Raw genomic sequence first — 12,529 nt, forward strand, 5'->3', positions numbered from 1 at the left:
GGGCCTGCGCGGCTAAAGGTCAGGCGAAGTCGGACACGGCCGGGTCCGGCCCGATGCGTCCCGTTCCCGCCGCCGTGCGGTCCAGGCCGTTGATGGCTTCGACGTCGGACGCGTCAAGCGTCACGTTCAGCGCATCGTAGTTCTCGCGGATGCGTGACTCGGTCACCGACTTGGGGATGACCACGTTGCCGATGGCCAGGTGCCAGGCGATGACAACCTGCGCGGGAGTGGCGCCGTGCTTGTCCGCGATTGCCGTGATGGTGGCGTCCTCAAGGAGCTCACCGCCTTGGCCCAGCGGGGACCACGCCTGGGTCAGAATGCCCTTGGAGGCATTGAATTCCCGGAGCTCGGCCTGGTTAAAGAAGGGATGCAGTTCCACCTGGTTGATGGCCGGCACCACTCCGGTCTCATCGATGACGCGCTGCAGGCCCTCAACGGTGAAGTTGGAAACACCGATGGACTTGACCCGGCCGCGTTTCTGCAGCTCGATCAGCGCCTTCCAGGTGTCCACGTATTTGTCCTGCTTCGGCTGGAGCCAGTGGATCAGGTACAGGTCAAGGCATTCGAGGCCCAGGCGCTCCAGGGATTCCTCGAACGCCGCCAGCGTGGACTCGTAGCCCTGGTCCGCGTTCCACAGCTTGGTGGTGATGAAGATTTCCTCGGGCGACAGCCCGGAGCTCGCGATGGCGCGGCCCACGCCGGACTCGTTGCCGTAGATCTTGGCCGTGTCGATGTGGCGGAACCCCGCCTGGAACGCCTGGAAGACGACCTTTTCAGCTACATCGTCCTCGACCTGCCACACGCCGTAGCCGAGCTGGGGAATGGTATTGCCGTCATTGAATGTCAGTGTCGGTGAAGAAGTCATCTGTCCATCCTGCCAACAATTCCCGCTTCGGTGCACGCAATGGCCGGAAGCTAAGCTAGGCGCTTAACACCCGGAATCCGGGAATTTTTTGCATGCCCGCCGGGCGACCGGGCGACAGCTGTCCCGGTCTTGGGCCAGGTCAGGCTTCGGCGAGCTGCCGCTCCGCGTCGGCCACCTGCTCGAAGACCGTCTCGGCCCGCCGCCACACCGATGCCGCGCCCACGGGAACGGGACCAACGGCGAGGCGGAGCATTGCCGCGGCTTCGGCCGTGGCCGCCAGCGAGTTTCCCGCCTTCGACAGCGCGCGGTGGACGCCGGACAGCGCGTGCGGGATGTCCAGCCCGTCGCTGGGAGAGCGCCGCTGCGCCTCAACGCAGACCTGCCGGACGCGGCCGGACAGCTCCGCCAGCTGGTTCGCGATCTCGACGAGTTCGCCATAGAGCTGCTCGTCCTCCACGCCTTCAAGAACCTGGTGGTAGCGGTCCAGACCCCGGTGGAAGCGGTCGTGGGCTCGCCGCCACAGCCCTTTACCGAGTTCGGCGTCGTCTTTCCGCCCTTGCCGGGCAGCGGTAAAAAACCCCAAGCCGAACCTACAGGTACTGACCCGGACCGTGGTCAGGGTCTTCCTGCCGCCCAGGCTTGAGCGGATCGGATCCCGGCTGCGGAGCCTTGGCCCGCTGGGGCTCCCCGTTCTCTCCCATAACCACGCCGGGAGCGATGACAGTGCCCGGCGGAAGCTGGCGCAGCTGCACTTGGGCCATGGCATGATCCCGGGCCGCGTGCTGGGCAGCAACGGCGGTTTGGATGCCGTGGAACAGGCCTTCCAGCCAGCCGACCAGCTGGGCCTGGGCAATCCGCAGCTCAGCGTCGGACGGCGTGGCATTGTCCGGGAACGGAAGGCTGATGCGTTCCAGCTCGGCAACGAGTTCCGGGGCCAGCCCGTCCTCGAGTTCCTTGATGGAGCGCTCATGAATCTCCGCCAGCCTGCCGCGGGCGGCGTCGTCCAAGGGCGCCGACTTCACCTCGTCCAGCAACTGCCGGATCATCGTGCCGATCCGCATCACCTTGGCGGGCTCATCCACCAGGTCCTGAAGGCTGCTGCCCTTGGGCTTCGACGGCTCCGAAGCGTAGTTGCCACCTGCCGGGACCGCGTCAGGGTCAAGTGTGGTGCCCTCCACGGGGACGTCCTCACCGGGACGGGACCCGGCCTGTGAACCGGCATCGGTGGCGGCCGCCCGGGCGGTTTGAGTGTCGTTCGGATCGCTCATGCGTTCATACTCTCACGAGCCCGGAACGCCGAGTCCAGTCAATGAAGCTCCTTGACCTGGATTTCGTTTCGTCCGTAGCGAAACCCCGTTTTCGGCGCCAGTACGCCTGGCGGGTGCCGGCCAGCCACGGGGTCGCCCCCGCCTGCTCAACAGCACCGCCCCTGCGGGTTGCTGTCCTGGCGGTCGGTCCGGTCGCGCCAGAATTCCCGCTCGCCCATGGGCGGAGTGCCTTGGCCGGCGGCCGAGTGATGCTCCAGGTACTTCGCATACGCGTCCGCGCCCATGACGCCCTGAAAGTACCGGGCGAAGCCGCGTAAGCCCGCGGCAACGGCGTTCTGCGGTCCGGCGGAGCCGTGCCCTGCGGACCCCGGCGCCGCAGTTCCCTGCCCGGTGCCCATCAGTGATGGCCCGCCCTCTCGAAGCGCTGGTCCGCCGGAAGCCTGGTCCACTCGGCCATAAGCTCGCGCTCGGCGGGAGTGGGGATCAATCCGGCCGGAGCGTAGACGCGGGACGGCTGCGGCGTGTCCTCGTGGTCGGCATTCGGAACGCCGGCGGCGCTGTTGCGGAACGCCTTCACCGTGGCCACCAGCGCGGTAACGATGACGACGATGCTCAGCACCACGAAAATCACCGATAGCCAGCCCTGGATCATGGTGTTGCGGACCACGGCTTCCATGGCCGTCACGGTCTTCGCCGTGCCGAAGGACGTCTTGCCGTCAGCGAGGGCCTTCGAGAAGGCGGCGTTGTTGGCGAAGTAACCCACGGCCGGCACGTCAGAGAAGATCTTCTGGAAACTCGCCGTGATGGTGACGACGGCAGTAAACGCCAGCGGCAACGCGACGATCCACAGGTACTTGAACGCACCGCGTTTGGCCGCGATGGCCATGCAGACCGCGAGCGCGATGGCCGCCAGCAGCTGGTTGGCGATGCCGAACAGCGGGAACAGCGTGTTGATGCCGCCCAGCGGATCCGTGACGCCCATCAGGAGCACAGCACCCCACGCGCCGACCATGACCGCCGTGCAGAGCCATGCTCCTGGCCGCCAGGAGGCTTCTTTGAACTTCGGCACGAAGTTGCCGATGGAATCCTGCAGCATGAACCGCGCAACGCGGGTTCCGGCGTCAACGGCGGTCAGGATGAAGAGCGCTTCAAACATGATGGCGAAGTGGTACCAGAAAGCCATCATGGCTGTGCCGCCGATGAACTGCTGCATGATGTGGGCGAGGCCTACTGCCAGGGTGGGCGCGCCGCCCGAACGCGAGATGATGCTCTCCTCCCCCACATTGGAAGCGGTCTGCGCCAGGAGATCGGGAGTGATGTTGACGCCGGCCAGGCCGAGGCCGTTGACCCACTGCGCCGCAGTTTCCACGGTGCCGCCGGTCAGCGCCGCAGGCGCGTTCATGGCGAAGTAAATGCCGCGGTCGATCGAGATTGCGGCCACCAGCGCCATGATGGCGACGAAGGATTCCATGAGCATGCCGCCGTAGCCGATGAAGCGCGTCTGCCGCTCCTTCTCAATGAGCTTGGGCGTGGTGCCGGACGAGATCAGCGCATGGAAGCCGGACAGGGCTCCACAGGCAATGGTCACAAACAGGAACGGGAACAGCGCGCCAGGGAACACCGGTCCGTTGTCCCGGCCGGCGAACTCGCTGAAGGCCGGGACAGTGATTTCCGGGCGCACCACGATGATGGCCAGGGCCAGCATCACGATCACGCCGATCTTCATGAAGGTGGAAAGGTAGTCGCGCGGAGCCAGCAGCAGCCACACGGGCAGGATCGCGGCGATGAAGCCGTACACGATAAGGCCCCATGCGATGGTCACCTTGTCCAGGTGGAAGACGGCGGCACCCCATTCGGTGCCGGCAACTGCCCCGCCCCCAATGATGGCGCCCATGAGCAGCACGAAGCCGATGATCGAGACTTCCATGACCTTGCCGGGCCGGATGAACCGCAGGTACACGCCCATGAACAGTGCAATGGGGATGGTCATGGCCACCGAGAAGACGCCCCAGGGGCTTTCGCCGAGGGCATTCACGACGACGAGCGCCAGGATGGCGACGATGATCACCATAATCAGGAGGGTGGCCACGAGGGCGGCGGTGCCGCCGATGACGCCTAGTTCCTCGCGGGCCATTTGGCCCAGCGACCGGCCGCCGCGACGCATGGAGAAGAACATGACCAGATAGTCCTGGACGGCTCCTGCGAGGACGACGCCGATGATGATCCAGATGGTGCCGGGCAGATACCCCATCTGGGCCGCAATGACCGGTCCGACCAGCGGGCCGGCACCGGCGATGGCGGCGAAGTGGTGGCCGAACAGGACGTTCCGGTCCGTGCGCACGTAATCCTTGCCGTCGGCCTTGTACTCGGCCGGCGTGGCCCTGCGGTCGTTGGGCCTGAGCAGATGCTTCTCGATGAACTTGGAGTAGAAGCGGTAGCCGATCAGGTACGTACACACCGAGGCAAAGACGAACCAGATGGCGTTGACCGTTTCGCCGCGGACAACGGCCAACATGAACCAGGCCACTCCACCCAGGAGCGCGATGGCAACCCAGACGGCAATCTTGGCCGGAGTCCATTTGCGGTCTTCCGCTTCCCGGACGGAATCATCCAGGGACGTGGCCGGAAGCGACGGGTCCGGAACAAAGTCCAGATTCCCGTCCGCTGTCCGGCCGCTGCCATGAGGCATAGTGCCCATGTCTCCTCCTTGAGATCTAAATAATGTGACAATCCTCTCCGGCGCACCCTACCAACGGGCGCCAAGAATCGAGCCGACAACGGCCAGGTGCCGCCCGGCGAAGCGCCGAGCGGTGCAGCAGAGGCGGTGAACGGGTTTCTCCGGCCGTTCGGTCACTGCGGCAGGCCGGGAATCCGGCGGGGCTAGTTGTGGACTCCACAAGGACACCGCCCGACGTCAGCCGGTCCAGTCCGCCGGCCAGCGCCAGCAGCGATGATTTGCCGGATCCCGACGGCCCCATCACCGCAACGAACTCGCCCGCGCTGACGGTGAGGTCGACGTCGCGCAGGGCGGCAACCGCCGTCGCGCCCCGGCCGAAAGTCCTGCTGACCTTGGCGAGCTCCAGGACCTGCCGCGGCCCCAGGACGCTCACCGGCGCGTCTCCGCGTTGAGCGGGGCGGCCTCTTCCACAGTGACCCCGTTGGATGTTTTGCGTGCTGCGCTGTGAGTGCCGGCCGTCTGTGAGAGCTGGACCATGCGGGCTTCGCAGAGATCCAGCCAGCGGACCTCCGCTTCGGTCTGGAAAATCAGCGAGTCGATCACCAGCAGCCAGGCAGTGTCACCCGGGCGCTGGCTGGCGGCCGTGTCCCGCCGGGACTTCGTGTAGTCCTGAAGTGCCCGCATGGACGCCACGCGTTGGGCCTGAATGATGGAGGCCACGTCCACGCCGGGTAGCGTGACGGCGAGGGCCAGTTTGATGGCGAGCTCATTCCGCGGCGGATTGCTGCGCTCCACCGGGGTGGCGAACCAGCCCTGGACCTCGGCAGTGCCGGCAGCGGTGATGCTGTAGACCACGTGGCCTTCGCCGTCGCCGCCATCGTTCCTGACCAGGCCGTCGCGTTCGAGGCGGTCCAGTGTGGTGTAGACCTGCCCGATATTCAGGGGCCAGGTGGACCCGGTGCGGTCTTCGAATTCGACCCTGAGCTGGTAGCCGTAGCGCGGCTGGTCCTGTAGCAGGGCGAGGAGGCTGTGGCGGATGGACATGGTGCTCCTTGGCTGGGAAGGCCGCGGCATGCACCGGCCCCCAAGACCAGTGCATACCGCGTATATGGCGAGCCTAGCGGCATTGCCCGGACATGGCAATACCGGGTATGCATGGAGTCCCTACCGCTGGCACCGGCGGCCTGCGCGGGCCTACATGACCAGGAGGATCTTGCCCACGTGCTCGCCCGAGTCGAAGTATTTATGGGCCGCCCTGACCTGGTCCAGCGGAAAGGTCTTGGCCACGAGGGGGTGGATCCGGCCGTCGGCGATAAGTGGCCAGACGGCATCCCTGACGGAGGTCATGATCACGCCCTTCTCTTCGACCGGACGGGGCCGGAGCGCCGTGGCGACGACCGCCGCGCGTTTCCGCAGCAGCTGCCCGAGATCCAGTTCGCCCTTGGCACCGCCCTGCAGTCCGATGACGATGAGCCGGCCGTAGTCGGCCAGGGCGTCAATGTTCTGCTGCAGGTACTTGGCGCCCACGACGTCGAGGATCACGTCCGCGCCCTTGCCGCCGTTCTGGGCCCGGAGGCTCTCCGGGAAGTTCTCCTCGGCATAGTTGATCGCAATATCGGCACCGAGGAAGGCTTTGGCCGTGCTGACTTTCTCGTCAGTGCCGGCCGTGGTGGCAACAGTCGCACCGAATGCCTTGGCGAACTGAATGGCCATGGTGCCGATGCCGCCGGTGGCGCCGTGGATCAGGACCGTCTCTCCCGGCTGGAGCTGCGCAGTCATGATGAGGTTCGAGTACACGGTGGCCGCAACCTCCGGGAGGGCGGCAGCGGTGACCAGGTCAACGCCGTCGGGAATCCTCAGAACCTGCTCCGAGCGGACCGCGACCTGCTGGGCGTAGCCGCCGCCGGCCAGCAAGGCCACCACCTTGTCCCCGATGGAAAACGCCTTGGTGACCCCCGGCCCGAATCCGGCGATGCGGCCGGAAACCTCGAGCCCCGGAATTTCCGATGCACCCGGAGGCGGCGGGTAGAAGCCCCTCCGCTGCTGCACGTCTGCACGGTTCAGGCCCGCGGCCACGACGTCGATCAGGACCTCGCCCTGGCCCGGAACGGGAGGCGGAACGTCGCGGATTTCCAGCATTTCCGGCCCGCCCGGCTCCGAGATGTAGACGGCTTTCATGGAGAACTCCCGATTTTCTTGCTCATTCCTGCCCCAAAAATAGTGTGCACTGACAGCAACGGCCACCTTTCGGTTTTTGTTGCAGCCAACTGCCTATGAAACACTACTAGTCACGGAAGGTTGTCCGAGCGGCCGAAGGAGCTGGTCTTGAAAACCAGTGTGCGGTAACCCCGTACCAAGAGTTCGAATCTCTTACCTTCCGCGTAGCGCAATCTGCGCACAGTCAGGGGCCGGTTGAGCCAATCGCAAGGTTGGTTCGGCCGGCCTTTTTCATGGGCAGGTAGACCCCGCATTCGGCGCCCTAAACCAAGTACCGGCGAGTACCTGCCCGCCGAAAAATCGAGTACGCACCACTCATGCGAAGACAGCCCTGTTGGCGTTCACTGGAAGGAATCAGCGGTGCTCAACTTCAGATTCCGCGAAAGGGCACCGTTCCGCACCTGCTGCTATTGGGGAGATGTAGCCGTCGTGAGCAAGGCCGAAAAGCAGAGACTGAGGTACTCGGACTACTACTGGTGCATGTCGCTCAAGGACTTCATCGAGTGGGTCGAAGCCGACGACGACAACGAACCCGCCACCTCGTATTCCGACCGGCTCTGACTGCCGGAGCCATTGAAACTGTCATACCGCGGGCATAGTGTCGATCCTGTCTCCATATCCCTTTGACCTGCGGACTTGTTTCGCGGCCCACTACAGGAGCTGACAATGCCCACCCCAGACATCACGCCCGGAGCACCCTGCTGGATTGACCTGATGACCTCCAACACCGACACTTCCCGACAGTTCTATGGCGAACTGTTCGGCTGGGACTTCCAGACCGGGGACCAGGAAAAATACGGCGGCTACATCACCGCCAACAAGAACGGCAAACTGGTCGCGGGAATCATGCAGAAGCAGGAGGACCAGGCGGCCATGCCGGACATGTGGTCCACGTACCTGCGCACTGACGACGCCGCCGCCACGGCCACCGCAGTCACGGCCAACGGCGGCCAGGTGTACATGGAGCCCATGGACGTCCCGGAACAGGGCCACATGGCGTTCTTCGGCGATCCGTCCGGCGCTGCCATCGGCGTATGGCAGCCCCGCGAAATGCGCGGGTATGAAGTGGTTGCCGAACCCGGCACCCCTGCGTGGCACGAGCTTCACACCAAGGATTACGCCACCGCTGTGAAGTTCTACCAGGACGTCTTTGGCTGGAACACGGACGTCATGAGCGATACCCCGGAGTTCCGCTACACAACTCTGGGCGCGGGCAGAGACGCGAAGGCCGGGATCTACGATGCAGCGGCGGACCTGCCAGCCGAGGTCCCGTCGAACTGGGTCGTCTATTTCGCCGTGGGGGACGCCGATACATCCATCGAGAAGGCCGTCAGCCTGGGCGCCACCGTCGTCGACGGACCCGACGACACACCCTTCGGGCGGCTGGCCACCTTGGCGGATCCCACCGGCGCCAGGTTCAGGATCGTGCAGGACACTGGGCAGGGCGCCCAGACCCAGACCGCGGAGGCGGAGGCTGTGGAGGCCTGATCGCTAAAACCGTCCACCGCAAGTAAATTCCTGTGAAAAATACCGGCCAGGACCTTCCAGCGAAGCGACTGGCCGGTATCGGCCAGTACAGGGCCAGCGACCACGACCCCGTGCTCGCTGGCCTTGACCTGCCGGCCGGCCCTGCCACTCCGGCCACCGTTGACCTGAACTTCCTGGGCATCAACGATTTCCACGGCCGCATCGACACCAACACGGTGCTGTTCGCCGGCACCGTGGAGATGTTGCGCGCCGCTGCACCGGGCCCCAGTGCTTTCCTCTCCGCGGGGGACAACATCGGGGCATCGCTGTTCGCGTCCTCTGCTGCAAGGGACCAGCCCACCCTCGATGTCCTCAACACACTGGAGCTGAGGGCCTCCGCGGTGGGCAACCACGAGTTCGACGGCGGCTGGGCGGATTTGCGCGACCGCGTCGCCGGCGGCAGCAACGCCAAGTTTCCCTACCTCGGCGCCAACGTCTACAGGAAGGGCACCTCGGAGCCCGTGCTGCCGGAGTTCACGGTCCTCGAGATGAGCGGCATCAAGGTGGCCGTCATCGGCACCGTGACCCAGGAAGTGCCCTCCCTCGTCACTCCTGCCGGGATCACTGGGCTTGAGTTCGGCGATCCCGTCGACGCCATCAACCGCGTTGCGGCCAGGATCAAGGCGGAGGACCTGGCAGACGTGATCGTCGTGGAAAACCACGACGGCGCAGGGTCCGGAACACCGGAAGGCGCCACTTTGGAGCAGGAGGTGGCCGCCGGCGGCCCCTTCGCCAAGCTGGTCTCCGAAACATCCGCCGACGTGGATGCGATCTTCAACGGCCACACCCACAAGGAGTACGCGTGGGATGCTCCCGTTCCCGGGGTGGAGGGCAAGACCCGGCCCATTGTGCAGACCGGCAACTACGGCGAGAACATTGGACAGATCCAGCTGACCGTGGACACCAGGACGAAGGCTGTCACCGGCTACAAGGCAGGAAACGTCAAGCGCACCACTGATGCCGCCGCGGACCTTGTGGCCGTCTACCCGAGGGTCGCCGCCGTCGGCGTGATCGTCAGGAAGGCCATCGCCGAGGCTGCGGAAATCGGAAACCAGCCGGTGGGCAGGGTGACCGCTGATATCACCACGGCGTTCACTCCCGTCACGGACACCACTCCGGCGAAGCGGGACGACCGCGCGGGCGAGTCCACCCTGGGCAACCTCGTGGCCGACTCTCTCGTGGATGCGCTCAAGGCGCCGGAACTGGGCGGAGCCGAAATCGGCGTCGTGAATCCCGGCGGGCTGCGCAACGAGCTGTACTTCGCACCCGACGGAACTATCACGTACGCCGAGGCCAATTCCGTCCTGCCATTCGTGAACAACCTGTGGACCACGTCCCTCAGCGGGGCACAGTTCAAGACGCTCCTGGAACAGCAGTGGCAGACCAACCCCGACGGCAGCGTCCCGAGCCGCGCCTACCAGCAGCTGGGCCTGTCCGAGAACGTCAACTACACCTACGATGCCGCCCGCGCAGCGGGAGACCACATTACCGCGATCCGGGTGAACGGGAAACCGCTTGATCCGGCCAAGCCCTGCCGGATCGGGATGTTCAGCTTCCTGGCAACGGGCGGCGACAACTTCCGGGTCTTCAAGGAAGGCACGGGCACCAAAGACTCCGGCCTCGTGGACCGCGACGCATGGATCAGGTACCTGCAGGAGCACAACCCCGCGTCCCCTGACTTTGCCCGGCGCACCGTGTCCGTCGTCAACACGACGGCGGCGGCGGTCAAGGGCGGCGACGCCATGACGCTCGAAGTCTCCAAGCTGGACCTGGCCTCGCTGGGCAGCCCGGCCAACAAGTCATTGACTGCGGTTTTCACGGACGCGGCCGGCACGTCCACCCCGCTGGGCACGGTTCCCGCGGCCTCCGGGGCAGCCACAGTGAACCTCGCGGTGCCAGCAAAGGCTGCAGCCGGCGTCGGAACGCTGACCCTCACCGCCATTGAGTCGGGAACCGTGGTGAAGGTCACCGTCGTGGTCTCTGCCGTCGGCCCCGTCAGGGCTTGAGGATGGCGCGGGCGATTTCGTCGGCGTCGCGCAGGGTGCGCTGGCCGCTGGCGTAGACCGGGCCGGCCTGCTGCACGGCTTCGGCGGCGATCGCCGTTCCCCACTGGGTTGCCGAGAGCTGGAGGCCCAGCACGAAGACCCGCTTGGCAACTTCTCCGTTGGCTGCCACCGGCCGGTAAGGATGCGGGCTGACATCCAGTCCCGAGGCCTGCACCGGTGTTCCTTCAACCGTCATCATCGTCCGCGGCCGCACCAGCCCGTCGGCGAGGAGCTGTTCCAGCAGCGGAGACTCGTTGACGGACACCCGGTTGGCCGGTGCCAGGGCCTCAACCATGGTGCGGGCCTTCGCGGCGGCGTCCTTCACCCACGGTGACGCGGCGGTAAAGAACCCCGCCTTCCGGTCCAGCCCGAATTTGGGGTCGGGTCCCACGAAACTGACCACGCCTGCGCGGGCCAATGCGGCGAGCTGCTCGGCACGGAGCGCCGGGGGCCCGCTGGCGAGGCCTTCCACAAACGACTCAAACCAGCCCCGCAGCCCGGCGACCCACGACTCGTCGGTGATGCCGCCGTCGGCCACCACTGACTTCAGCACGGCACGGCCGTGGTGCAGCGCACCGATGGTCATCTTCAGGGGGTCGTCCTCGCCGAGGGCAGAGCGGCGGGCGTCGTCGAGCAGATAGTCGACGACGGCGGCGTCCAGCTCCGCGCGGGAACCGAACGGCTGTCCCGCCAGCGGCGCCGCGAGGCTCAGCAGATCCAGCCTGCTGTCGGGGCGGACATGTCCTTCGATGACCGCCCTGACAATCTCTTCCCATTTTGCCGTCGTGTGGGCATGTGGGTGCAGCGCCTCGTCCAGTTCCTTCAGGAACCTGGCCGGATCCTGCACGGCTGCAGGCTCGGAACGCACCAGCGTGGAGTAGTACGCCCACAGGGCATCGCGGTGCAGGAGCGGCCAGAGGTCGTGGTCGAAGGCCGGAACGATGCCGGCTGCGGCGAACCTCCGCAAGGCGGCCCCGGTGCAGTACCGCAGGGTCACCGACGCCGGGTAGTAGCTCTCAAGGGTGGCCTTGGAACGGTACGGCGTGCCGCGCCGGGACGCGGCGATGATCAGCGGTTCCTGGCCTGAGGGCAGGTACTCAAGGGCGTCTCCGGCGTCCACGAACTTCCCGCCCCGGCCCTCGGTGAGCTGGCCCATGACGTCAAAGAAGTTCAGCCCCATCCCGCGGACCAGCACCGGTTCGCGGGCTGGAATAGTCGACCAGTCGACGTCGGCAGGAACAGCGGGCGGAAAGTAGCGCAGTCCGAATTGGGCGGCAGCTGCCTGCAGTTGGCGCTGCTCTGGGCTAAGCCTGGAGTCCAGGTGGCCCAGTGCCAACACCACGGAATCGGCGGCAAGCGTCCCGCCGCCGGCCAGTTCGACGTCGAACGTTCCGTCCGGCGAGGGGCGCACGGCGGTGGCCGACGTTTCGTGGAAGTCCACCGTGACGCCGTCGGGCACCAGCGCGAGGAGTTCCTCAAGCGTGGAGCGGAGGTAGCGGCCGTACAGGGCACGGCTGGGGAAGTCATCGGAGCCGAGCACGGCCAGTTCCGCGAGTTCCTCTTCGGTCAGCCCGGGAAGGGGATCCTGCTGCTGCCGGACCCGCCAGCGGTCAAACGTTGTGCCGGCAACCGGGGCGGCAAGCTGCGGGTCCTCCGGGATGAGCGTGGGGTAGAACGACTGCGTGTTCATCAGGTAAAGCCGCGACTGTCCGGGCTGCCACACATGCCCCGCGCCGGCCGGGTAGGGATCGACCACGTCGATGTGCAGGCCGGCTTTCGCCTGTACCGGCGCCGATTCGGACGACGAACCGGATGAAACAGATCCGGACGGGGCCGCCGGGGCCCAGTTAGCGAGCAGCCGCTCCAGCACGCTGGTACCCCTCGGCCCGGCGCCTATCAGTACCGTCCGGATGCTTTGCGATGTGACCAC

General features: G+C 66.0%; 10 protein-coding genes, 1 tRNA gene and 2 pseudogenes. 4 read left to right on the forward strand and 9 right to left on the reverse strand.

The window, feature by feature from the left end:
- Positions 1-19 precede the first annotated feature (19 nt).
- The 8 genes and pseudogenes from AC1DD3_RS18445 to AC1DD3_RS18480 form a co-directional block, all read right to left on the reverse strand.
- Complete coding sequence (locus AC1DD3_RS18445) at positions 20-865, reverse strand: aldo/keto reductase (protein WP_476882231.1); 846 nt, start codon at positions 863-865, stop codon at positions 20-22.
- Between the two features lie 139 nt (positions 866-1,004).
- The gene (locus tag AC1DD3_RS18450; protein ID WP_230119943.1) at positions 1,005-1,448 is read right to left on the reverse strand and encodes a hypothetical protein; all 444 of its coding nucleotides are present in this window, start codon (positions 1,446-1,448) and stop codon (positions 1,005-1,007) included.
- A 7-nt stretch (positions 1,449-1,455) separates the two neighbouring features.
- Positions 1,456-2,133 (reverse strand): bacterial proteasome activator family protein, encoded by a 678-nt coding sequence (locus AC1DD3_RS18455; RefSeq protein WP_230119944.1) that lies wholly within the window; start codon positions 2,131-2,133, stop codon positions 1,456-1,458.
- 146 nt (positions 2,134-2,279) lie between these two features.
- Positions 2,280-2,531, reverse strand: coding sequence for a YbdD/YjiX family protein (locus AC1DD3_RS18460; RefSeq protein ID WP_230119945.1), 252 nt, complete (start codon positions 2,529-2,531; stop codon positions 2,280-2,282).
- The gene (locus tag AC1DD3_RS18465) at positions 2,531-4,831 is read right to left on the reverse strand and encodes a carbon starvation CstA family protein (RefSeq protein ID WP_230119946.1); all 2,301 of its coding nucleotides are present in this window, start codon (positions 4,829-4,831) and stop codon (positions 2,531-2,533) included. The genes AC1DD3_RS18460 and AC1DD3_RS18465 overlap by 1 nt, the downstream gene beginning before the upstream one ends.
- A gap of 187 nt (positions 4,832-5,018) precedes the next feature.
- Positions 5,019-5,243, reverse strand: a pseudogene (locus AC1DD3_RS18470) (ATP-binding cassette domain-containing protein); the annotation flags it as partial.
- On the reverse strand, positions 5,240-5,854 hold the full coding sequence (locus AC1DD3_RS18475) for a PadR family transcriptional regulator (protein ID WP_230119947.1): 615 nt from the start codon (positions 5,852-5,854) through the stop codon (positions 5,240-5,242). The pseudogene AC1DD3_RS18470 and the gene AC1DD3_RS18475, both read right to left, overlap by 4 nt.
- A 150-nt stretch (positions 5,855-6,004) precedes the next feature.
- On the reverse strand, positions 6,005-6,988 hold the full coding sequence (locus tag AC1DD3_RS18480; RefSeq protein ID WP_230119948.1) for an NAD(P)H-quinone oxidoreductase: 984 nt from the start codon (positions 6,986-6,988) through the stop codon (positions 6,005-6,007).
- A 114-nt stretch (positions 6,989-7,102) separates the two neighbouring features.
- On the opposite strand from AC1DD3_RS18480, the gene AC1DD3_RS18485 reads away from it, so the two are divergent.
- The 4 genes and pseudogenes from AC1DD3_RS18485 to AC1DD3_RS18500 form a co-directional block, all read left to right on the forward strand.
- A tRNA-Ser gene (locus tag AC1DD3_RS18485) sits at positions 7,103-7,190 on the forward strand.
- Between the two features lie 197 nt (positions 7,191-7,387).
- Positions 7,388-7,588: a hypothetical protein gene (locus tag AC1DD3_RS18490; RefSeq protein ID WP_230119949.1), complete on the forward strand. Its 201-nt coding sequence runs from the start codon at positions 7,388-7,390 to the stop codon at positions 7,586-7,588.
- Positions 7,589-7,693: 105 nt separating this feature from the next.
- The gene (locus AC1DD3_RS18495) at positions 7,694-8,515 is read left to right on the forward strand and encodes a VOC family protein (RefSeq protein WP_230119950.1); all 822 of its coding nucleotides are present in this window, start codon (positions 7,694-7,696) and stop codon (positions 8,513-8,515) included.
- Positions 8,516-8,598: 83 nt separating this feature from the next.
- A pseudogene (locus AC1DD3_RS18500) lies at positions 8,599-10,548 on the forward strand (bifunctional metallophosphatase/5'-nucleotidase); the annotation flags it as partial.
- Between the two features lies 1 nt (position 10,549).
- Here AC1DD3_RS18500 and AC1DD3_RS18505 read toward each other — a convergent pair.
- The gene (locus AC1DD3_RS18505; protein ID WP_230119951.1) at positions 10,550-12,529 is read right to left on the reverse strand and encodes an FAD/NAD(P)-binding protein; all 1,980 of its coding nucleotides are present in this window, start codon (positions 12,527-12,529) and stop codon (positions 10,550-10,552) included.

Source organism: Arthrobacter sp. 05T444 (genome assembly GCF_056395905.1).